The organism is Actinomycetota bacterium (assembly GCA_009923495.1).
Taxonomy (GTDB): domain Bacteria; phylum Actinomycetota; class Actinomycetes; order S36-B12; family UBA5976; genus UBA5976.
Map to the genome: position 1 here is coordinate 70,386 of RFTJ01000003.1, position 23,459 is coordinate 93,844.

The window sequence follows — 23,459 nt, forward strand, 5'->3', positions numbered from 1 at the left end:
TGTTTTTTAACTCTTTCGAGTTAACTTCTGTGCGACACGGTGCCCCACAGAAACCTTTTTAGTTCCGCGCTGCCCGCGGATCAAGAGCGTCGCGAAGCGCATCGCCCAAGAGATTAAATGACAAAACCACTGCAATTAAGAGCGTTAGCGGAATTACAAAATATGTCGGGTCTTGAATAAAGTACGTTAGGGAATAGGTCAAAATCTTGCCCCATGAGGCATCAGGCTCTTGAACCGAAATACCCAGGTAGGCCAAACCCGCTTCGGCTGCAATTACGCCTGGGAAAGACAGGGTCGTAAAAACGATGATTGGCCCCAATAAGTTTGGCAACAATTCACGGAACAAAATTGTTCGGTTCGATGCACCTAATGAAATAGCTGCCTCGACAAATTCACGTTCGCGCAGTGATAACACCTGTCCCCGAATAATTCGCGCAAGGTAAGGCCAACTAAATACGGAGAGCATCAGGATCAGCATGGTGACATTTGCCCAGTGATTAGTCGTATCGTTATCCCAATTAAATTGCCCAAAGAAGGTGCGCATTTCGCGATTCAAGATTGGTGAAGTCGACAGGATTAGTAGAAGAACTGGGAATGCGAGCATCAAGTCGATGAAGCGGCTCATCAATGCATCAGCGCGGCCTCGCAAGTTGCCGGCAAAAACACCAATTACCACGCCCATAGAAATAGAGATTGTGGTTGCAACAGTAGCAATCAACAAAGAGGTGCGCGCGCCTGCTAATAAGCGGGCCATTACATCTCGACCAAAACCTGGTTCAATGCCTAATGGGTGATCCCAAGATGCGCCACCAAATCGACCCAGCGGAAGGCTGGAACCATTGGCTTCGATGAGTTCTGGGTGACCCGTTACTGCGTCTACGCCAAAGAATGCACAGATTGGTCCAGCTAACAAAGCGACAATAACGATAAATAAAAGAATTGACATGCAAATGCGTGCAACCCAGTCACGCTTGATACGCATCCAGGCAAGTTCGCGAAGAGTACGACCGACTACCGCTCCCTGTTCAGGAGCTTCAATCGTTGCGACATTGCGACGCCTGCCTTTGGCCACAGAGTTTCCTTCCCCATGTCACAGTCAAACCTCTACTGCAACAACAACATCTGCTTACACTTTTCTGATAGAGGTAGGTTACGCCTAAATCGCATCACTAGCACCACAAATAAGGAAAATTTTAAATTCGGGCACTTTAGTCACAAATTTTGGTGAAAACCGTTAGTTTTCAGGGTTTTGAGGGCTAACCTGCCCCGCTAGCACCCGAAATTCCCAGTATTATCTGGTTTTTCAGGCATTTAAATCCGAAAAATTGGATTAAATTTGGGAATTTGGGGACGCAGACACCCTAACTGGATTGAGCCCTACCGCAATAATTGCCACTGCCAAAGCAGTTGGCACGACCAGAAACGCCTTAGCAACCCCAACATGATCCGCCAACAAGCCAATTGAAAAAGGGGCAATGCCGCTGGAAATTGCGGTGGCAATAGCGATTCGAGTTGTTGCTCGATCAGCGCGACCTGCACTTACTTTAATTGCCCGTTCGATACCAAATGGGAAATGTAACGACAGGCCAAGACCGGTGAGAGCTAGTAGCGTGATCAATAGGCCAGGTTGAGTGCTCTGCCAGAAACCAATGAAACCCAAGAGTGCCAAAACTAACGAGCCTAGGTAGAGATGCTCTGATGAGAAACGTCGAGTAACCAGCGAACCCAGAATTCTGCCTACTGCCATAGTCCCAACTACACAGCCAAGAGCAATTGCAGAAGCGCCTTTGGCAAAGCCGCCATTGGTGCGTAAAAAGTCGCTAGACCAAAGTAAAACTGCGTATTCAACTCCTGATGTGCAAATCATGGCAACAGCAGCCCACCAAAAAGCTCTAGGCAACGGGCCGGGTAAATCATGGCCGATTGATGACTCATCGTCAGCAAATGGCAATCCGTAAACATCGGTGCTTCGACCTCTAACAATTTCAACAACTAGTGTTGCACCCGCTGCTAACGCCATGCCAATGCGCCAACCAAAACCATAGGTGACGCACAAACCGATTATGACTGGCGAAAGCAAACCGAATCCCGCTGCAATTCCATGCAGCTCGGAAATTGCAGCCGAAGCGTATTTGCTTTGGTGATGACTTAAAAACGCCGCTGTGCTTTGCACAATAGTTACTCCGCCGAGAAAACAAAGCGTGAAACCAAGGATGGTTACCGGCACAACTCGCCCAATGGTAAAGAGTAAGATGCCACTTGCTAGAACCAAAGATGCCCAGCGAAGCAACCTGCCACGGCCAATTCTATGAATCAGTTTTTGAGCGCTTAGTCCAGCTAAAACACCACCAATAGACATGCCCAGACTGTGTACTGATGCCATTGCCCTTGTCAGTCCTAAATCATCACGCAGAAATATAATCGCTGGACCAGAGCCAAAAATTAGCCAGCCAAAACAGGATGCTTGGGCATAGGAAATTAATGTTGGCTTGTCGCGGACAAACTTTGTCTGAGTCATATATCAAGTCGCCTAGCCGAGTAGCAGTTCAGACAACTCGTTAACATTGCTAACAATGTGAGTAGCGCCTGCCGAACTTAATTCGACTGCATCTCCGTAACCCCAGAGCACGCCAATACTTTCTATCTGATGTTCGTTTGCACCGTGGATATCATGTTCCCGGTCGCCAATCATTACTGCGGAATTCAGGTCAGTTACCCCTAGCTCTGTAATTGCATGAGCGATTACTTTGGCTTTGGTGCCCCGCAAGTGCCCGTGCTCATCAGCGCCTGCTATCACTTGGAAATGCTTTGACAATTCGAAATGCTCAAGGATGCTCTGGGCGGACTGATCAAACTTAGAAGTTGCAACAGCTAGCTGTTTGCCCGCGTGCGTTAATTGGTTGAGTAATTGTGGAATATCTGCAAAAACCGAATTTTCAAATCGGCCAATTTCACGGTAATAATCACGATAAATCTGAATTGCCCGATCCAAGTCAGCCCCACGTAGTCCTGCAAATTTTGCAAATGAATCACTTAGAGGTGGGCCCAAATATTTGCGAATTTCTGATTCAGTTGGGATAGGGATATCAAATGCTTCAAATACTTTGATTAGCCCGTTTGTCACCCCAGGACCCGACTCAGTTAAAGTTCCGTCTAAATCAAATAGGACTATTTGCCATTTCACGTTGAACTAAAACCGATTTTTTCATAAACCGCAGCCAAAGTTTGCGCTGATACTTCCCTAGCTTGCTGCGCACCATTTCGCATCAGTCGAATTAGTTCACCTTGATCAGCCAATAGCTCATTGACTCTTGCTTGAAATGGCTCAGTAAATGCCAATACAGCATCAGCGGTTTCCTTTTTCAAATCTCCATACATTCGTCCGGCAAAGCTAGTAACCAAATCATTGACGTCAGTATTGGTGTAGGCCGACAAAATTGTGAGCAAATTAGAAACGCCGGCTTTTTTTGCCGGATCAAAGGCAACGACTGAATCTGAGTCTGTAACCGCAGATTTGATTTTCTTCTCGGTGATCTTGAGCGGATCTAATAAATTAATGCACCCAGTTGGCGCAGACTTGCTCATCTTTGCAGTTGGCTCTTGCAGGTCTTGTATTTTTGCCGTTGCCTTCACAATGTGAGGCTCAGGCACGGTAAAAATTTGACCGTAGCGACTATTGAAGCGGATTGCTAAATCTCGAGTTAATTCAAGATGTTGCCGTTGGTCCTCGCCAACTGGAACTGCATCTGCTTGGTAAAGCAGGATGTCCGCAGACTGCAAGATTGGATAGGTCAGCAAGCCAACTGACGCAGAAGTGGATCCACCTTTAGCGACTTTGTCCTTGAATTGGGTCATTCGGTTTGCTTCGCCGATACCCGTTAAGCAGGACATCACCCACATCAGCTGGGCGTGCTCTGGAACTTGGCTTTGCACAAACAAAACTGACTTTTCCGGATCAACGCCTAGGGCAATCAATTGGGCGTACGCCTTTAGTGTTCGTTCGCGCAAGCGGTCCGGATCTTGATCAACTGTGATTGCATGTAAATCCGCAATGAAATAGAAGCAGTCGAACTCTGCTTGCATCTTTACCCAGTTTTGGAGCGCGCCTAAATGGTTGCCGATGTGAAAACTGTCTGAGGTTGGCTGAATACCGGATAGGACGCGCTTACTCATTGTCCTATTGTGTCAGTTCGTAGCACTCGGATGCGCGATACCCGGCGGCCATCCATTTCGGTCACTGTCAGATTTGCACCGGGAATCGAAATCTCGTCACCAACTTTCGGAATACGACCAAGTCCAGCTGCTATGAATCCACCGGCAGTTTCGTAGGGGCCATCAGGTAACTCAAGATAAGTTTCGTCGGCAAAATCGGCAAGATTCAGCAGGCCATCGACAATTACCTCGTGACCAACAGGAATAACACCTTCAGATTCGTCGGTGTCATATTCATCACGAATGTCGCCAATTAATTCTTCAACTAGGTCTTCAAGCGTGATGATTCCTGCGGTGCCACCATATTCATCAACGACTAGTGCCATGTGGGAACCAGTCGAGCGCATATCCGAAAGAGCCGGTATCACATGCTTACTTCCTGGCAATCTAGCAATGTTGCGCACTAACTCGCCCAGTCGCAATGAACGCTCGCGAACATCCGGATTGAGAATGTCTCGCACATGAACAAAGCCAACTACATCATCATGAGAACTATCAAATACTGGGTATCTGGAGTGCGGCAAATCAGAAACGAGTTTGGCAGCTTTAAATACCGGTAAGTCTGCATCTAAAAATTCAACTTCAGTTCGCGGAATCATGATCTCGCGAATCTCCTTATCGCCAGCGTCAAAGACATCATCAATCAATTCGCGTTCCGCTGTAGTTAGTTCTTCGTGTGAAGCAACCATTCCCCTGAGCTCTTCGCCGCTGATCTGCTCTTTACCAGCTCGCGGATCGCCACCAAAAATACGCACTAGAAAATTGGTGGAAATAGAAAGTAAGACTATGAACGGTCGGAAAATTTTGGCAATGAAATCAAGTGGTGCGGAAAGCAATAATGAATAGCGCTCGGCATGTTGTAAAGCAAGCCGCTTAGGTGTCAGTTCGGCAACTACTAAGGCGATGTAGGCAACAAACACTGTGCAGCCAATGAATGCGACGATCTCGGAAGTTCCTTTGGATAGTCCCCAACGCTCAAGCACTGGAGTCAATAAGGGAGCGAACCGTTTTTCACCGTAAGCTGCAGCGAAGAAGCCAGTTAGGGTAATCGCAACTTGGCCAGCCGCTAAGAAGCGATTGGGGTTCTTGACCAGTCCCTCAAGACGCTTGCCTTTGCGCCCGTTGTTGGCACTGAGCTTTTTAACTTGACTTTCGCGAAGTGAGATCAGAGCAGTTTCGGCCGCGGCAAAAATCGCTCCGATTATCGAAAAGAGCAACACCATACCTAGTGGTGTTAGAAACTTGCTCACACTTCACACTCTACAAGTTAAATGTTGCGCACACCGGGGCATGATCGCTCCATCTGGAGTCATAATCTGGCGCGCGATGCACTGCAACATCAATACATTGTGCTGCAACTGGGCTAGTTGCCAAATGATAATCAATGCGCCAGCCGGCGTTGTTATCAAAAGCTTGTCCTCGCCAGGACCACCAAGTGTATGGCCCGACGACATCTCCAGCGTGGTTTCTCCCCAAATCTGTAATTCCAATTTTGTCGAACCACTTATCAAAGTAGGCTCGCTCTTGAGGCAGGAATCCAGCATTATTTAGGTTGCCCTTCCAATTCTTTAGGTCGGCTTCACGATGAGCGACATTTAAGTCACCACTGGCCAAGAACATCTCGCCAGATTTTTCCCACTTTGCCAAGTGCTTGGTCATCGCATCAAGGAATCGGTACTTTTCCTGTTGGACTGGCTTTTCAGCATCGCCTGCATGTACGTACACCGAGGCAATTGTTAGCGGGCCCGAAGGGGTTTCGATTTGTCCTTGCACCCAGCGACCGGTGCCAGCAAATTCTTTTACGCCGATTCCCTGTTTGACATTACTTAGCGGGAAGGTGCTTAAAATCGCAACTCCAGCGTGGCCCAAGCGCAAACTTGAATCATGTGCGACAAATAAATCAGCCAAGCCTTCAGTATTTAGGACTTCATGTAACTGTTCTGTAGTTGCTCGCACTTCTTGCAGGCAAACTACATCAATTTCACCAGCTTGGACTCGTTTGCGTAGCCAGGCAAAACCACCTCGCTTAGCTGCGGCTCGGACACCATTGACATTTACTGTCAGTACCTTAAGCATGAATTACGCGTTCATTGCTTTCTGCAAGTTGTCATCGATTGCGACTAGAAATTCTTCAGTGGTCAACCAAGGTTGGTCGGGCGAAATGAGAATTGCAAGATCCTTTGTCATCTGGCCACTTTCAACAGTTTCGACACAAATGCGTTCAAGGGTTTGTGCGAACTCAGTTACTTCTGGAGTGCCATCTAGTGTTCCTCGGTGTGCTAATCCTTGGGTCCAGGCAAATATTGAGGCGATTGGATTAGTGGAGGTTGGCTTACCCTGCTGATGTTGCCGGTAATGACGAGTTACAGTTCCATGCGCTGCTTCTGCTTCAACAGTGCGACCATCTGGTGACATTAGTACGCTGGTCATAAGTCCTAAAGAACCATAGCCCTGTGCAACCGTATCGCTTTGGACATCGCCATCGTAGTTCTTGCACGCCCACACATAACCGCCGTCCCAACGCAAAGCACAAGCCACCATGTCGTCAATCAAACGGTGTTCGTATGTCAGACCAGCTTGATCAAATCGTGCCTTAAATTCAGCATCAAAAATTTCTTGGAAAATATCTTTGAAGCGACCATCATAAGCTTTCAAAATCGTGTTCTTAGTTGACATGAACACTGGGAAGTTGCGCGACAACCCATACGAGAACGATGCTCGAGCAAAATCGCGAATTGACTCGTCCAAGTTGTACATCGCCATGGCTACTCCACCACCAGGGAAATCAAAAACATTGATTTCCATCGGCTCGCTGCCATCTTTTGGTGTGTAAGTCAAGGTCAATGTTCCTTCACCAGGAATGACTAGGTCTGTTGCTCGATACTGATCCCCAAAAGCATGGCGGCCAATCACAATCGGCTTAGTCCAGTGTGGAACTAGGCGAGGTACATTACTAATGATGATTGGCTCGCGGAAAATAACTCCGCCAAGAATGTTGCGGATAGTCCCGTTTGGCGACTTCCACATCTTTTTCAGTCCAAATTCTTCAACCCGAGCTTCGTCCGGTGTAATGGTCGCACACTTAACTCCAACACCATGCTTCTTGATCGCATTGGCAGAATCAATGGTTACTTGGTCGTCGGTAGCATCTCGATTTTCAATTGATAAGTCGTAATACTCTAGGTCCACATCAAGGTACGGAAGGATTAATTGATCTTTTATGAACTGCCAAATGATGCGAGTCATTTCATCGCCATCGAGTTCAACAACTGTACCTTTGACTTTTATTTTCGCCATCTAAATTTCCTCGTTTTCTTAAAGATCTTTAACATCTGCTTGTTTTTCGCGAACTGCCAGGGCGGCCGCTTTCAAACTTTCCAATTCATCGGCAGTGAGTTCGGTTTCAACTACCCGCCGAACGCCAGTTTTACCGATTTCAGCCTCAACGCCCAAATAAACACCGCTAATGCCGTATTCGCCATCTACCCAAGCGCAAACGGGCAAAACTGCACCAGAATCTTCAATAACGGCTTTGGCCATTCGCGCCGCAGCAGCAGAAGGTGCATAGTAAGCCGAACCGGTTTTTAGCAGCGCGACAACTTCCGCGCCACCGTTTCGAGTTCGCACTACAAGCTCGTCAATTTTTTCGGCCGGTAGCAACTTGCTAAGTGGTTGGCCGCCGACCGTGCACCGCGATGGGACTGGCACCATAGTGTCGCCATGCGAACCCAAGGTTAAGGTGCTAACCGAGGAAATTGGAACATTTAGTTCTTCAGCAACAAAATTTGTGAAGCGGGCCGTGTCAAGCATGCCAGCTTGTCCCATTACTCGATTCTTAGGAAATGCTGTAGCAATTTGTGCTAGCGCCGTCATCTCGTCAAGCGGATTAGAAACCACAATGACAACTGCTTCAGGAGCATGCTTTGCGACATTCTCTGCAACATTGCGGACAATTTTCGCATTTGTTTCAATTAAGTCCATTCGGCTCATGCCTGGCTTGCGCGGTAAACCTGCAGTGATAATTACAACATCGGATCCAGCAATGGCTTCGTAGCCTGCACCATCAACTGTTGTTGTTTGACCAATGATTTTTGTCTCAAAGCCTTCAATAGACCGAGATTGATTTAGATCAAGGGCTAAGCCTTCTGGCTTGCCATCAAGAATGTCAGTAAGTACGACCTCATCGACAAGGTTGTATTCAGCGATACGTTGTGCAGTGGTCGAACCATAAAAACCAGCACCGACTACAGTGACTTTGCTACCCATAATTTGGACTCCGTAAAGTGTCTCGATATCAAGATACTTTTAGTCTACTGCGTTAAATTGGTACAGTTTTCGCCACCCTAAAGCTGATGTGCCGGCAAGGCTAGAGCCAATGTGAGCAAGGCAAACCCCAAGGTAGCCAAGACAACTAAGTCGATTCTGCGGCGTCGAACGCGTAGCCAACCAGCCGCGCTGTCGGTTAGCCGCCAGCGCAAAACCGCAGCGTAAAGAATGGTCAAGGAGAGCAGGGCTGCGCCAATTCGAAAGTTGACCCAATTCAGGGCTAGGAGGCCAAGTGCGAATAGGGCGTAAACACTAAATAGTGGCCATTGTCGCTGCACTTGTGACTTCATACGCCGCTAGCTCTTTCTCGAGTTGGTAATGAGGCAACAATAACAGCCATCGCAGTTACCGCTACGCCTAAGACAATCTGGACACCAACTTGCGAACCAGGTGCAGGCCAAATTAGATCAAGCAATAATGCGCCGGTTAGGTTGCCAACCACCGAGACAAGTGCAAACACTAAAACACCTAAACTGCGTACAAGAATTGACGCCGAAACAATAAATATGATTCCAATGATTCCACCGCTATAAAGCCATGGGCTGGCCAAGGGTGACGGCGGAGTTTTAAACGAGCCAAATTGAAACAAGTGCATTATGAACAGCACAAGCAGTAGTAGAAAAGTCCCCATTGTGAAATTCAACAGCGTTGTGGCAAGCGGTTGGCTAGTTGCCACTGCAACTCGTCCATTCAGGGCATATTGCGCAGCCGTTACCAGGCCGGTTGCAAATGCGTACAGCACAAGCGGTAGCGAGAAATTTCCCGAATGATCACGGCCCGTGACCGAAATTGCAACTCCAGCAATAGCAATGATTGCTGCCAATATTCGGATCCAAGTAATGGACTTAGGGCCAGCTGGTCCTAATCCATACTTGTCCACCAATAGCGAAGACGTGGTCTGTCCGGCTACTACTGAAATTGTAAAGATGGCAACACCCACAACAGGAACAACTGACCCCTGTCCGATTACGTAGGTTGCACCTGCCATTCCCCCGATACACTGCCACCATTTCAGCTGGCCAGTTCGCACCAGTGTTGGAATTGCTAAAAAGGCTCGGCGCACAGCAGGCACAAGGACCGAAATCAAAATGAGAACTAGCCATCCTGAAGCAAAAGAACACAGCGCAGCAACTACTCCATTGCTTACGACATGACCTAGTTCGCCGTTAACTCGTGATTGCGTTGCATTAAAGCAGGCAATCACAAATCCGATTAAGACATGCCAAAGGTTGATTTTGGGGGCAATTGATTCACTTGATGTATTAGTGGAAGAAATGGCGTGTTCCCGTAAAGTACATTGTGATCCCCGCACTATTTGCCGCTGCAATTACTTCTTCGTCGCGAACTGATCCGCCTGGTGCAACTACAGCCTTTACTCCGGCCTCGAGTAAAACTTGTAAGCCATCGGCAAATGGGAAGAATGCGTCTGAGGCCGCAACACTACCTACTACTCGCTCTGCGGCACGAGATACTGCAAGTCTGGCAGAATCAACGCGATTAACTTGTCCCATGCCAATGCCAACCGCCGCCCCTGAACTTGCCAGCAGAATTGCATTTGACTTAACGCACCGAACTGCATGCCAAGCAAATACTAAGTCCGACAAAATATTAGCTTGCGCGGCCGGGCCAGCCACTAGTTGCCAGTTTTCTGGGTTGTCACCGTCAGCTTGAAAAACGTCTTTAGTTTGTCGCAAAAGGCCACCAGAAATCGGCCTAGTTTCAATTGCCTCTGACTGCGTTACCGGAGCGGTTTTCAAGAGCCGCAGATTTGGTTTAGTTTGCAAAATCACCAACGCCTCTTGATCAAAATCAGGAGCACAAATTACTTCGGTGAATATTTCTACTACCGATTCGGCCATCGCTTTGGTCACGGGCCGATTCGTCGCGATTACTCCACCAAAGGCAGAGGTGGGATCAGTAGCATGGGCGCGCTGATAAGCCTGTGCTATGTCTGAACCGATTGCAAGACCACATGGATTTGCGTGCTTAATAATTGCTACTGCTGGTTCGAGGAAATCATAAACGGCGCGACGAGCAGCATCCGCATCTACATAGTTGTTGTAAGACATCTCTTTGCCATGTAATTGTTCGGACTGTGCTATGCCTGCTGGCCCGGTAGTCGAACTGTAGAGCGCCGCCTTTTGATGCGGGTTTTCGCCGTATCGCAAGCTGGCAGTTTGTTCATAAATTGAGCCAACCCAGGCTGGGAAACCACTGGCGCTATCCGAAAGCTCACTAAGCCAGGATGCAACGGCCACGTCATAGCTGGCCACATGTCGAAATGCTTGGGCTGCTAACTCTAGGCGCTGGGCATGAGTAAAACCATCGGCCTTTGCCGCCGAGAGCACTTTTGAATAATTAGCGGGATCCACCACAATTGCGACATTTGCATGATTCTTGGCGCTTCCTCGAACCATGGCGGGACCACCGATGTCGATTTGCTCAATACATTCTTCGATTGACGCACCCGAAGCAACGGTTTGGTTGAAGGGATAGAGATTGACGACGACCAACTCGAAGGCAGCGATATTTAAATCCGTAAGTTGCTCTTGATGTGATGGGTCACGAAGATCTGCAAGGAGTCCCGCATGAATGTTTGGATGCAAAGTTTTGACCCGACCATCTAGGCACTCAGCAAATCCAGTCACTTCTTGCACTTGAGTGACTGGGATTCCAAGTCCGGAAATCGTGGCTGCCGTGCTTCCCGTTGACACAATGGCAACGCCTGATTGGTACAAGCCTTGCGCCAATTCAGCAAGACCTGTTTTGTCGTAAACACTTATTAGTGCTCGCTTAATTTTCCTGGTGTCACTCATGCGCGCACAACCTTCCCGGCAACTAATGAAATGTTTCCGCTTGCGATTTGTCTAACAGTTTCGACTAACAAAACTCGCTCAACTTGCTTAATCCGCTCATGTAATGTTTCTTCGTCATCGTTAGGTAGTATTTCAACCGCACACTGCGCAATCACCGGTCCAGTATCCACTCCACTGTCAATAAAGTGCACGGTTGACCCAGTCTTAGATGCGCCAGCCGCTAATGCGTCGCGAACTGCATGTGTGCCAGGAAAATCTGGCAATAATGCCGGATGAATGTTGATTAGTCGCCCAGAAAATTTGTTCACCAATTCTGCTCCCAACACTCGCATGAATCCTGCCGAAACAATTAGGTCAGGATTCAGGTCAGTCAGGACGGACTGCATAACTCTGTCCCATTCAGCACGTTCGCTAAGCATGGGAACTTCGATCACACTAATTTCAGCGGCAATCGCCCGCTGAACCGCTAGAACGTCTTTATCTACCACCAGTGCGATGAGCTCGATGCCTATTTCAGACTGCTGATCAATTAGTGCTTGAAAAAGCGTCCCAGAACCCGAGGCAAGGACAACAACTCGAGTTTTAGACACTCCTATATTCTATTTTGTAGATTCTTGAGTATTCACATTGCGGTGTTGCCACAGATACAGACTTGCTAACAGTAGCCGGGGAATGAGAATTAGCAGACCAACTGTGATTGCCAAAATTCCTGTCAGGGCAACTGTCACTTCAAGTGGTTTTGGCCCAACAAATTTAAGCAACTCGTTTCCAAGTGATCCGCTAGCAGCAACGGTAGTGATGAAAGTGCAGGATGCCACTACCGATAGTGCAGCGCTGAGACTGATGAATTCTCGAGGACGAATAATTTGTCCAAATACCGATCGAGCTGTTTGGCCCGCTGTCTGCCACGGCTCTCTGGGCAGTAACAGGTACAGCAGGATGCCGACAACAACCGGTACCGCAATCAGAAAGTGTGCCCAAGTAGGTGCGGTATTGGGCAGTACAGAAAGTAAAGGGAAAGCTGGAAGTGCACCAGGATTTGTTTGATACATGGAAACTACGCCGGTTCCGCCAACTACAACGCCAGGGCCAGCAAGATAAGACATGGACCATACGGCTGCAGTTGGCACATAGCCAATGCCCAGTAGCAACAAGAAAAACGCATCAAATGATTGAGGCGCCATTACCTTGGCTACTGCGGTCATCTCTTGGAAATGTGCAACTAAAGAAATCGTGCACAGAACTGCGCCACTTAAGATCATGGCCATAAAGCACACAAAGCCTGGCTTTACGCCATCGCGAAATTTCTCTGGAAGTCGATCTATGAGAACTGTCTTGCTTGGGGCATAAGTTAAAACACAACTCACAGTAACCAGAAGAGCAAGCGAAAACGTCCTAACCAAAACGGTGATTGGATTCACTTGTAGGCCATCAGATGAAGCAAGTAGTCCTAGTAGTCCATTTATTACAGCGTAAGAACCGGAAAGCAGTGCAGCTACAGACCAATACTCACGCGCTGTTTTTGGATCAGCACTTTTTAGTGACCACTGGGTTGACCGCCACAATAAGTAAATGGCAAGTGCAATGAAACCCCACGGTAATAAGCCGATGACTTGCCCACTGATAGCTACTGGGACAAGCTGAAGTCCAAGCCACGCGATCGCACTGGCAGCAGCCACTTGATTTACTGATTCGTCGCCATGAGCTGCAATTAGCCAAGCGGCCATAATCACCGAAAAGGTCGCGATTAATCCAAAGGCGATAGCAGCTACCGCGCCAATAGCCGATGCAACCGGCGCTGGATGTGACTTAATGTGATCCTCAATGACCGGCCGCCGCCATTGCCTAGTTTGCCTAGTTGGCGGTCTGGTCTGAGGATTGCTCACAGTTAAGAATCGTGGCAGGAATCTGAAGCGTTACCGAGCACCGACACGGTGACTAGTTGCCCGCGAGCACATCACGAACTAAACGGGCAGTTTCGCTTGGAGTTTTTCCAACCTGCACGCCGACTGCCTCTAGCGCCAACTGTTTTGCAGCTGCAGTGCCGCTTGAGCCGGAAACAATGGCGCCCGCATGACCCATTGTCTTACCTTCAGGCGCAGTGAAACCTGCAACATAACCAACTACTGGCTTTGTGACATTATCTCTGATGAAGGCTGCCGCTCGCTCTTCGGCATCGCCACCAATCTCGCCAATCATCACAATTACGTCGGTTTCTGGATCGGCTTGAAATGCGGCTAAGCAATCAATGTGAGTTGTACCAATAATTGGATCGCCACCAATGCCAACGCAGGTTGAAAACCCGAGATCGCGTAACTCGAACATCATCTGGTAAGTCAGGGTTCCGGACTTGCTAACCAAACCAATGCGCCCCGCCTTGGTAATGTCACCGGGAATAATTCCGGCATTGGACTGGCCAGGACTGATTACGCCTGGGCAGTTCGGACCGATAATTCGAGTAGTGCCTGAATTCTGGGCATACTGAAAAAACTCAGCGGTATCTTTTACAGGTACACCTTCAGTGATCACAACGCAAAGTGGAATCTGAGCATCAACGGCTTCAATTACTGCACCTTTGGTGAACTTCGGCGGCACGAAAACTACCGAAACATTTGCGCCTGTTGCGGCAATTGCTTCACTAACTGAATTGAATACTGGGATGCCGTCTACATCTTGCCCACCCTTGCCAGGGGTAACGCCAGCGACGACTTTAGTTCCGCTAGCAATCATTCGACGAGTGTGTTTGGTTCCTTCGGCACCGGTCATGCCTTGGACTAGTACTTTGCTTTCGCTAGTTAAGAAAATTGACATGGTGCTCCTACTTACCTGCTGCTAGTTGGGCAACCCGGCGGGCAGCTTCATCCATAGTCTCGACACGTTCGATAAGACTTATTCCTGATTCGTCCAAGATTCGTCGTCCTTCAATTGCGTTATTTCCATCTATGCGACACACGATTGGTTTTGTGATTGGCTCCCCGCGATCTGCCAACATCTGGACCGCTTGCACGATTCCATTTGCCACAGCGTCACATGCTGTGATGCCACCGAATACATTCACAAATACTGAAGTCACGTCTGGGTCACCTAAAACGATGTCTAAACCATTTGCCATCACTTGCGCGCTGGCGCCACCGCCGATGTCCAAAAAGTTAGCTGGCTTAACGCCACCAAACTCTTCACCCGCATAAGCGACTACATCCAGAGTGGACATTACTAAGCCAGCACCATTGCCAATGATGCCCACTTGGCCTTGAAGTTTTACATAGTTCAAATCAAGTGACTTTGCCCGCAGTTCAATCGGGTCGGCCGCTCCTTCATCAACAAATTCACCGTGCGCGTCATGGCGATAGGCAGCATTGTCATCCAGGGTTACTTTTCCATCTAGCGCAAGTACTTGGCCGTTGGCAATCTTGGCTAACGGATTCACTTCAACAAGAGTGGCGTCCTCTTTCATTAAGACCTGCCAAAGATCTTGCAGAATTGCAATCACTTGGGTGCGAACCTCGGCCGGGAATTTGGCTGCGTCGGCAATCTCAGCTGCCTTTTCGCTAGTGCAACCAATCAGAGCATCAACTGGAATTTTTGCCAAGGCTTCAGGCTTGGTGGCCGCCACTTCTTCAATATCCATGCCGCCCTCTACGCTGGCCATTGCCAGATACGTGCGATTGGACCGATCTAATAGAAATGAAACGTAATACTCTTCAACAATTTCTGCTGCTGCGGTTACTAAAACTTTCTCAACGATATGACCTTTGATGTCCAAGCCGAGAATTTCACTTGCTCGCTCGCCTGCTTCTGTTGCCGAGGCGGCTAGCTTGACGCCACCTGCTTTGCCACGCCCACCCGTTTTCACTTGGGCTTTAACAACTACTGTGTCGGCGATTGACTGTGCTGCTAACACTGCTTGTTCTGAAGTGGTGCAAACAACTCCTGGGACTACCGGCACATTGTGATTAGCAAATAATTCTTTGGCTTGATATTCGTACAAATCCACGAAATTGGTCTCTTTCCAAAAGTCACTGGTGTTGCTCTAGTTTCCCATTACACCGGCAGCAAGACAAAGTCACCCCCGCTCTGGGAAAATCCAGGAATTCCCGCTATTTACTCAAAATTCGGGTCAGAATTTCTGGCTAGTCAATTCATCGGGCAGAATAGAGGGAGGAATTGTGGGAAGGATTTCTTTTGAGTACAGCAAAGCGGGGTCGCAGAGTTACCCAGCGACATCATTCCGCTCGCGCTGCGCGCCGAAAGAACAACGGCCGCATTACCGCATTATTTGGTTTGGCTGGATTAAGCACAACCGCAGTAACAGCCGGAAGCACAATTGCCAAGCCGCATGACACAGTTGCGGTAAACCTGGCCCAAGCAACGGCAAATGAAACGGTGCTTTCTCGAGCAGCCAAAATTCCAGTTCGGATCTCGGTTTTAAGCCGAGTACGCGCTGCTAGTCGAAGTGAAACTCGAGTGAGCGCAGATGCCAATGCCCTAAATGCCGCCGCTAACGAGCCGGATTTAACAGCATCTTCCAGCGGTGAGTTGACGACTTTAGATCGACAGACCCTGAAGGCTTTTGCCGCTGACAGCGATCAGTTGACGACAATTGTTGATGACACCCAGCAAGAACTAGATAATCAGATTGCCGCCGCACAGGCTGCGCGTAAGGCTGCTGCCCTTGTTGCGGCTAAGAAAGCTAAACAGAAACTCGAAAGTCAGTACAGCACATCTGGAAATCTAACTTATCCGCAAGAAGTTGGACAGCCAACGCGCAGTTACAACGCACCAATTCCTACTTCCGGCCAGATTGCCGATCGCATAAGCCCAGTTAAAGGTGGCTACGAACTAAGTGCTCGATTTGGTCAACGTGGTGGAATTTGGTCTACGGGCTGGCACACTGGTCTTGATTTCGTTGTGCCTAGCGGCACACCTGTCAGGGCAGCTGCTGGTGGCACAATCATAAATGCCGGTTGGGCTGGTGCCTATGGCAACCGCATCGAGGTTGATTGCGGAAATGGTTACATCGTTACATACAACCATTTATCACGAATTCAACGCAGTTCCGGCGTAGTTTCTGCTGGCGATGTCATTGGGCTTTCAGGCGCAACTGGGAACATTACTGGCCCTCACCTGCACTTTGAAGTTTTGTTCAACGGTCGCTTCGTTAATCCTGCTGTTTGGCTTTGGGGCGCTTCACGTTAAATGTTGCTTGCCCTAAATTTTCTCAACTGGAGCGTAGCGCAGCAGTAGTCGTTTTTCGCCAGCACTCTTGAAATCAATCGTGGCTTCAGACTTTTCATTTTCACCAGCAACGGCAACAACCGTGCCCATGCCGAATTTATCATGCAAGACCCGATCGCCAACGGCCAACTGCATAACAGGTTCGTCTCGTCGACTAGATCTTGCGGGACTATATCCTGACAAGCCAATGGGGGTTTGCTCGTCTCCTTCGCGAACAACTAAAGCCTGCGGTAACTCGGCCAAGAATCTTGATTCGGGATTGAACTGGGGTTGACCCCAGGTGGATCGGGCTACTGCCCGGGTTAGGTACAACCGTTTCATAGCTCGGGTCATTCCGACATAAGCAAGTCGTCTTTCTTCCTCGAGTTCCTTAGCAGAGCTGAGAGATCGAATATGCGGGAAAACACCGTCTTCCATTCCAGTTAAAAAGACCACTGGGAACTCAAGGCCCTTGGCGGTATGCAAAGTCATTAAGGTTACGACCCCACCATGTTGTCCATCAGTGGGAATTTCATCGGCATCAGCTACTAACGAAATCTGCTCGAGGAAATCTGCCAGGGTGGCTTTCCGTGCTGGATTATTTTCATCTCGAAATTGCTCTTCAAACTCGCGAGCAACCGTTTCAAGTTCAGAAATATTCTCTACTCGAACTTCATCTTGCGGATCTCTACTTGCTGCCAGTTCAGTTAGATAACCAGATGATTCCATAGCAGCAGCCAAGATGTCAGCAGGACCCGCTCCTGACTCGTCTAAGGTGCGCAAGTTGCTCATTAAGTGGTCGAATCCCCGAATCGCATTTGCCGAACGAGCAGCAAGAGTATTGATTTCATCAATTCGATTAATTGCTTCGCTAAAGGAAATTCGGTTCCGATAAGCAAAGTTGTCTACTGCATCTTCAGCTTTATCGCCGATCCCGCGTCGAGGAACATTTAAAATCCGGCGCATTGAGACATCATCGGACGGATTTGCTACAGATTTCAGGTATGCAATCGCGTCTCGTACTTCCTTGCGCTCGTAGAAGCGAGTTCCACCTACTACCTTGTAAGGGATTCCCCTGCGCATAAAGACTTCTTCAACACTTCGAGATTGATTGTTTGTGCGGTAAAAAACCGCTACATCTCGATAGGAAAAGTTTTGCTGATCAATCAAATCCGCAATTGATCGAACAATGAAATCTGCTTCATGATGCTCATCGCTAGCAGAGTAGATTGTGATTTTTTCACCATCACCTGCTGCGCTCCATAAGCGCTTGGGTGGACGACCCGCATTCTTCTCAATGATCGCATTCGCAGTAGAAAGGATATTCTGAGTTGACCGATAGTTCTGTTCCAGAATTACGGTATTAGCATCTGGATAGTCACGTTCAAATTCGACGATGTTGCGAATTGTGGCACCACGAAACGCGTAAATACTTTGATCGGCGTCGCCAACAACACAAAGTTCTGCAGGAGGAACTCCATCTTTACCGTCGCCAACTAATTCACGGACCAACACATACTGGGCGTGATTCGTATCCTGATATTCATCGACCAAAACATGGCGAAATTTCCGATGGAAGTATTCGGCTACTTCAGGAAATGATTGCAGTAGTGCGACGGTGTGATTAATTAAGTCATCGAAATCTACGGCACTGGCTTGCAGCAATCTACGCTGGTACTCGCGGTAGACCTGAGCGACAACTTCATCGAGTGGTTCTTGAGCTTTACGAGCAGCATCCTCGTAGTCAATTAATTCATTCTTCAGATTACTTACTTGGGAAAGCATGAACCTTGGGGTAAACATTTTGGGGTCGATGTTTAGGTCTTTGATCACAATGGCCATTAAACGCAAACTGTCTTGCGTATCGTAAATGCTGAACTGAGATCGCAGGCCTAGCCGATGACCTTCAGCCCGTAAAATGCGCACGCATGCTGAGTGGAATGTAGAAACCCACATTGCTCGTGCGGCTGGTCCAACAATGTGTGCCACGCGCTCGCGCATTTCGCCGGCGGCCTTATTAGTAAAAGTGATAGCAAGAATCTCGCCAGGCGAGACATTTCGCTGCGCCAATAGATAGGCAATCCGTCGGGTGAGCACCCGAGTTTTCCCTGATCCAGCACCAGCTACAACAAGAAGCGCTGAGCCTGCATGCACAACTGCTTGGCGTTGTGGATCATTTAGATCATCTAGAAGCTCGGCTGACACATAGTCAGTCTAGAGATATGTGGTGACAGCATATGCGTCGCCAGTCACAATCTTAAAATCTACTCAGTTGCGGGGTTTGGAAAACTCTAACGATTTACCATTGTGGCAATAAAAATGTTTACCAGCGTTAATAGGCCAACGCTTGCCCACCATTTTGTTTTATCGCCTTCTACTTTCTTGCCCATAACACAGAGTGCCAATATTCCCAAAGAGATGGCAAACTTTACAAAAACAATGGAGTAGTTCAATGACTCTTCTTCTGTAATTAGATTCATAGCTCGAAGATCAACCATGATTAATCCAGTTGCCACCTGCAAACTTGCGCCGTGCAACATGCCTGGGTTGATACCGCGAGTACCTTTGTGCAATTCGATGAAGTAGCCAGTGAAAATTCCAATGATACCTACCATGTGCAATGCCCAAGCTATTTTGTAAACGATATCCATTGGATTACTCCCATTCAATTGTGCCCGGTGGCTTACTTGTAATGTCTAGCACAACTCGATTTACTTCACGCACTTCATTTGTGATTCGGGTAGATATCTTGGCCAGTAATTCGTAGGGCAATCGACTCCAATCAGCTGTCATAGCATCTTCACTTGAAACTGGCCGAAGCACGATTGGATGTCCATAGGTTCGACCATCGCCCTGTACGCCAACACTTCTAACCTCAGCGAGTAACACGACAGGGAATTGCCAGATTGTGGAATCCAGACCCGCCGCGGTTACTTCTTCTCGCACGATTGCATCGGCAGCGCGCAAAATCTCTAGGCGTTCGAAATCAACGGCGCCGACAATGCGGATGCCTAGGCCTGGGCCAGGGAATGGATGACGCATAACCATTTCAGTTGGCAAACCTAGTTCTTTGCCCACAGCTCGAACTTCGTCTTTGAATAATTCGCGAAGTGGCTCAACAAGTTTGAAATTAAGGTCATCCGGCAGGCCGCCAACATTGTGATGGCTCTTGATAGTGGCTGCGCCTGTTCCGCCACCACTTTCAACCACATCTGGATACAAAGTTCCTTGCACCAGAAATTCAATTGGCTTGCCGTCTACGCCTGCCTGATTAACTAAATCGCGCTGCGCATCTTCGAATACTCTGATGAATAGTCGACCTATAGTTTTACGCTTTTCTTCAGGATCGGTTACCCCAGCCAACTCATTTAGAAATCTTTCTGCCGCATCAACTACGACAAGTTTGATTCCAGTTGCGGCAACATAGTCTCGTTCAACTTGCTCGCGCTCACCCGCACGCAATAAACCATGATCAACAAATACACAGGTTAGGTTATCCCCTACTGCTTTGTGCACGAGCGCTGCTGCAACGGCAGAGTCAACTCCGCCAGAAAGACCACAGATAACTTGGGCATCGCCGACTTGAGCCGATATTCGAGCAACTTGTTCTTCAACAATGCCGGCGGTTGTCCATTCGGGTGCAAGTCCAGCAATGTCGTAAAGGAATTGTCTGATTATGTCTTGGCCAAATTCGGTGTGACCAACTTCAGGATGAAATTGAACTCCAGCAAATTTTCGATCCAAGTTTTCAAAGGCTGCAACCGGCGCGCCAGCTGTGCTCGCAATTACTTGGAAGCCCGCTGGTGCGACTTGTACCGAATCACCATGACTCATCCAGACGCTCTGGGTTGTAGGCAATCCTGAAAGTAGGCAATTGGCGCTGGTGACTGCAAGTTCGGTAGCACCAAATTCCGATAAGCCGGTTTTTGCTACTTCGCCACCTAAGGCCTTTGCCATCGCCTGAAAGCCGTAGCAGATTCCAAAAATCGGTAAGCCTGTTTCAAAGAGTTTCGGATCGACTTGAGGCGCCCCAGATTCATAAACACTAGACGGGCCGCCGGACAAAATAATTGCCTGTGGGTTTCTTGCTAGTAGTTGGTCAACAGAGGCGGTACTGGGCACAACTTCCGAAAAAATGTGGGCTTCTCGAACTCGCCGTGCAATTAATTGGGCATACTGCGCACCAAAATCAATTACCAATACTGGGCGGGCATCTGTCACTGCTCTAGCCTATTGGACGTACGAAATGAAGGTTCGGTGACCACTTAATGATTGGCAGTTAACGAAATTTCGCAGCGCTGCAATTCTTTTAGATCGGAGTAACCACAAGTAGCCATCGATTTACGTAAAGCCCCAAGGATATTCATCGTGCCATTGGCTACCTGTGAAGGGCCAGTGAGAATTTCTGACAGTGTGCCGACAGTGCCGAGGTCAACTAGCTCACCGCGTGGCAAGTCAGAATGAGTCGCTTCCAGACCCCAGTGTTTACCATTTCCTGGGCTATCGGTGGCTCGGGCAAAAACTGAGCCACACATCACAGCATCGGCACCCAAGGCAATTGCTTTGGCGAAATCACCACTGCGGCCAATCGAGCCATCTGCAATTACCGAAACATAGCGGCCACCTGACTCGTCTAGATAGTCCCTACGAGCTGCGGCCACATCAGCAACTGCACTTGCCATAGACACTTGAACGCCCAGTACATCTGCAGTCGTATGTGCCGCACCGCCGCCAAAGCCAACTAGCACCCCGGCTGCCCCGGTGCGCATGAGGTGGAGTGCTGTTGTGTAGGTCGCACATCCACCTACGATGACGGGAACGTCCAATTCGTAAATGAACTCTTTGAGATTAAGTGCATCGCCTGTTTCTGAAACATGCTCGGCACTTACTGTTGTGCCACGAATTACAAAAATATCTACTCCAGCATCCACGACTGTCTTGGCAAATTTCACAGTCCGTTGTGGACTTAGTGATCCAGCAACTGTTATTCCTGCTTCACGCATTTGCTTGATTCGGGCCGTAATTAGTTCTGGTTGAATTGGAGCCGCATAAATCTCTTGCAATTTTGCTATTGCGCCTTTTGGTTCCAACTTTGCAATTTCCTTGAGCGCTTTCGTTGGATCTTCGTAACGGGTCCACAGGCCTTCAAGATTTAGCACCGCAAGGCCACCATTTGCACCAAAAACTGATGCTGTCTCGGGTGAGACTACTGAATCCATCGGAGCAGCAATGACTGGATGATCAAACGAGTAAGCATCAATTTTCCAGGCAAGCGAAACGAGCGAAGTATCGCGAGTTCGACGACTTGGTACTAACGAAATGTCATCAAAGGAATATGAAACATGGGCACGCTTTTGTCCACCAATCTCCACGTCAGTCATCGGATCTCCTATCGCACGTGGTAATTCGGGGCTTCGGCAGTTAATTGCACATCGTGTGGATGACTTTCTTTCAAGCCAGCTGCGGTTATGCGAATCAATTGACCTTTAGTTTTCAGTTCGGTGACCGTTGCAGCCCCTGCATAACCCATAGATGCCCGCAAGCCACCGATGAGTTGATGTGCCACTGCTGCCAGTGGCCCGCGGAATGGAACCTGACCTTCGATACCTTCAGGGACCAGTTTGTCTTCAGAAAGCACATCGTCCTGGAAATATCGATCCTTACTGTAGGACTTTGCTTCACCTCGAGATTGCATTGCCCCAAGTGAGCCCATGCCTCGATACAACTTGTACTGCTTTCCGTTAACAAATACCAATTGGCCAGGCGCTTCTTCACAACCAGCAAGCAGTGAGCCAATCATGACTACATCTGCCCCGGCCACCAGAGCCTTCGCGATATCGCCTGAATATTGAACTCCGCCATCACCGATTACCGGAACTCCAGCTGGACCAGCGGCAAGCGAAGCCTCATAGATTGCGGTTACTTGCGGTACACCGACACCCGCCACAACACGGGTTGTGCAAATGCTTCCGGGACCCACGCCAACTTTAATGGCGTCAGCGCCAGCGTCAATTAAGGCTTGTGCCCCGCTACGAGTTGCCACATTTCCACCAATGACCTGCACTCTTGTTTCCTGCTTTAAAAGTGAGACCATCTCTAGGACGGCGCGTTGATGTCCGTGTGCGGTATCAACAATCAGCACGTCTACCCCAGCATCTACCAAGGCCATCGCTCGCTTGTAAGAATCTTCACCGACTCCAACTGCAGCACCAACCATAAGTCGTCCAGATTCATCTTTGGTTGCCAGTGGATAGCGATCACTTTTCACATAATCTTTCACTGTTATCAAACCTGTGAGTCGACCAGCAGTATCCACTAATGGGAGTTTCTCAATTTTGTTCTTGCGCAAAAGATCTAATGCGTCATCGCCTTTGATGTCTGGACTACCAGTGACTAGTGGCATTGGTGTCATAACATCTTGAACGAGGCGCGACATGTCTTCTTCAAATCGCATATCACGATTTGTCACAATGCCTACGAGCACTCCAGTTTCGTCGACAACGGGTACGCCACTTATTCGATACCGACCACAAAGTTGGTCAACATGCAAGAGGGTGTCATTTGGGCTACATGTGATTGGGTCGTTAACCATTCCCGCTTCACTGCGCTTAACCATGTCTACTTGCAGCGATTGATCTTCAACAGAAAGGTTGCGATGCAAGATTCCCAAGCCGCCTTGACGGGCCATGGCAATTGCCATTCTGCCCTCGGTTACAGTGTCCATCGCTGAAGAAAGCAGTGGGATTTGTAGCGTGATTTCCCGAGTGAGCCGAGTAGCAGTTTTGACCTCACTAGGCACTACATCGCTAGCATCGGGCAGTAACAAAACATCGTCAAAGGTAAGCCCTAGCATTGCAAATTTTTCCGGCAGTTCCTGCGTCATTTACACCT

21 protein-coding genes are annotated in these 23,459 nt (G+C 48.6%); 1 reads left to right on the forward strand and 20 read right to left on the reverse strand.

The window, feature by feature from the left end; all coding sequences use genetic code 11:
* Window positions 1-58: 58 nt before the first annotated feature.
* The 15 genes from EBS36_02180 to EBS36_02250 form a co-directional block, all read right to left on the reverse strand.
* A complete protein-coding gene (locus EBS36_02180) occupies window positions 59-1,072 on the reverse strand; it encodes an ABC transporter permease (protein NBU31966.1) in 1,014 nt (337 codons plus the stop codon).
* A gap of 258 nt (window positions 1,073-1,330) precedes the next feature.
* Window positions 1,331-2,518: an MFS transporter gene (locus EBS36_02185; protein ID NBU31967.1), complete on the reverse strand. Its 1,188-nt coding sequence runs from the start codon at window positions 2,516-2,518 to the stop codon at window positions 1,331-1,333.
* Window positions 2,519-2,530: 12 nt separating this feature from the next.
* Complete coding sequence (locus EBS36_02190; GenBank protein NBU31968.1) at window positions 2,531-3,184, reverse strand: HAD family hydrolase; 654 nt, start codon at window positions 3,182-3,184, stop codon at window positions 2,531-2,533.
* On the reverse strand, window positions 3,181-4,173 hold the full coding sequence (gene trpS / locus EBS36_02195) for a tryptophan--tRNA ligase (protein ID NBU31969.1): 993 nt from the start codon (window positions 4,171-4,173) through the stop codon (window positions 3,181-3,183). The genes EBS36_02190 and trpS overlap by 4 nt, the downstream gene beginning before the upstream one ends.
* A complete protein-coding gene (locus EBS36_02200) occupies window positions 4,170-5,435 on the reverse strand; it encodes an HlyC/CorC family transporter (protein ID NBU31970.1) in 1,266 nt (421 codons plus the stop codon). The genes trpS and EBS36_02200 overlap by 4 nt, the downstream gene beginning before the upstream one ends.
* A gap of 37 nt (window positions 5,436-5,472) precedes the next feature.
* Window positions 5,473-6,288 carry an exodeoxyribonuclease III gene (locus EBS36_02205; GenBank protein ID NBU31971.1) on the reverse strand — a complete coding sequence of 272 codons (816 nt, stop codon included), beginning with the start codon at window positions 6,286-6,288 and terminating at the stop codon, window positions 5,473-5,475.
* Window positions 6,289-6,291: 3 nt separating this feature from the next.
* Window positions 6,292-7,509 (reverse strand): NADP-dependent isocitrate dehydrogenase, encoded by a 1,218-nt coding sequence (locus EBS36_02210; GenBank protein ID NBU31972.1) that lies wholly within the window; start codon window positions 7,507-7,509, stop codon window positions 6,292-6,294.
* Between the two features lie 18 nt (window positions 7,510-7,527).
* Window positions 7,528-8,478, reverse strand: coding sequence for a malate dehydrogenase (mdh, locus tag EBS36_02215; protein ID NBU31973.1), 951 nt, complete (start codon window positions 8,476-8,478; stop codon window positions 7,528-7,530).
* 77 nt (window positions 8,479-8,555) lie between these two features.
* Entirely contained in the window at window positions 8,556-8,828 is a 273-nt protein-coding gene (locus EBS36_02220; protein NBU31974.1) for a DUF3017 domain-containing protein, read from the reverse strand.
* A complete protein-coding gene (locus EBS36_02225) occupies window positions 8,825-9,865 on the reverse strand; it encodes a DMT family transporter (GenBank protein ID NBU31975.1) in 1,041 nt (346 codons plus the stop codon). Before EBS36_02225 ends, EBS36_02220 begins: the two co-directional genes overlap by 4 nt.
* Window positions 9,801-11,354: a bifunctional phosphoribosylaminoimidazolecarboxamide formyltransferase/IMP cyclohydrolase PurH gene (gene purH / locus EBS36_02230; protein ID NBU31976.1), complete on the reverse strand. Its 1,554-nt coding sequence runs from the start codon at window positions 11,352-11,354 to the stop codon at window positions 9,801-9,803. The genes EBS36_02225 and purH overlap by 65 nt, the downstream gene beginning before the upstream one ends.
* Entirely contained in the window at window positions 11,351-11,950 is a 600-nt protein-coding gene (locus tag EBS36_02235) for a phosphoribosylglycinamide formyltransferase (protein NBU31977.1), read from the reverse strand. Before EBS36_02235 ends, purH begins: the two co-directional genes overlap by 4 nt.
* Window positions 11,951-11,953: 3 nt before the next feature.
* The gene (locus tag EBS36_02240; GenBank protein NBU31978.1) at window positions 11,954-13,240 is read right to left on the reverse strand and encodes a hypothetical protein; all 1,287 of its coding nucleotides are present in this window, start codon (window positions 13,238-13,240) and stop codon (window positions 11,954-11,956) included.
* A gap of 52 nt (window positions 13,241-13,292) precedes the next feature.
* The gene (gene sucD, locus EBS36_02245) at window positions 13,293-14,165 is read right to left on the reverse strand and encodes a succinate--CoA ligase subunit alpha (protein NBU31979.1); all 873 of its coding nucleotides are present in this window, start codon (window positions 14,163-14,165) and stop codon (window positions 13,293-13,295) included.
* 7 nt (window positions 14,166-14,172) lie between these two features.
* Complete coding sequence (locus EBS36_02250; GenBank protein NBU31980.1) at window positions 14,173-15,348, reverse strand: ADP-forming succinate--CoA ligase subunit beta; 1,176 nt, start codon at window positions 15,346-15,348, stop codon at window positions 14,173-14,175.
* A gap of 170 nt (window positions 15,349-15,518) precedes the next feature.
* Here EBS36_02250 and EBS36_02255 point away from each other — a divergent pair, with 170 nt between their 5' ends.
* Window positions 15,519-16,550, forward strand: a complete 1,032-nt coding sequence (locus EBS36_02255) for a M23 family metallopeptidase (protein NBU31981.1) — start codon at window positions 15,519-15,521, stop codon at window positions 16,548-16,550.
* Window positions 16,551-16,562: 12 nt separating this feature from the next.
* On the opposite strand, the gene pcrA is transcribed toward EBS36_02255, so the two are convergent.
* From pcrA to guaB, 5 genes are all read right to left on the reverse strand, one after another.
* Window positions 16,563-18,773 (reverse strand): DNA helicase PcrA, encoded by a 2,211-nt coding sequence (gene pcrA / locus EBS36_02260; protein ID NBU31982.1) that lies wholly within the window; start codon window positions 18,771-18,773, stop codon window positions 16,563-16,565.
* 86 nt (window positions 18,774-18,859) lie between these two features.
* Window positions 18,860-19,219 carry a hypothetical protein gene (locus tag EBS36_02265; protein ID NBU31983.1) on the reverse strand — a complete coding sequence of 120 codons (360 nt, stop codon included), beginning with the start codon at window positions 19,217-19,219 and terminating at the stop codon, window positions 18,860-18,862.
* 4 nt (window positions 19,220-19,223) lie between these two features.
* The gene (locus EBS36_02270) at window positions 19,224-20,789 is read right to left on the reverse strand and encodes a glutamine-hydrolyzing GMP synthase (protein ID NBU31984.1); all 1,566 of its coding nucleotides are present in this window, start codon (window positions 20,787-20,789) and stop codon (window positions 19,224-19,226) included.
* A gap of 44 nt (window positions 20,790-20,833) precedes the next feature.
* Window positions 20,834-21,949: a GuaB3 family IMP dehydrogenase-related protein gene (locus EBS36_02275; protein NBU31985.1), complete on the reverse strand. Its 1,116-nt coding sequence runs from the start codon at window positions 21,947-21,949 to the stop codon at window positions 20,834-20,836.
* A gap of 8 nt (window positions 21,950-21,957) precedes the next feature.
* Entirely contained in the window at window positions 21,958-23,451 is a 1,494-nt protein-coding gene (gene guaB / locus EBS36_02280; GenBank protein NBU31986.1) for an IMP dehydrogenase, read from the reverse strand.
* Window positions 23,452-23,459: the final 8 nt, after the last annotated feature.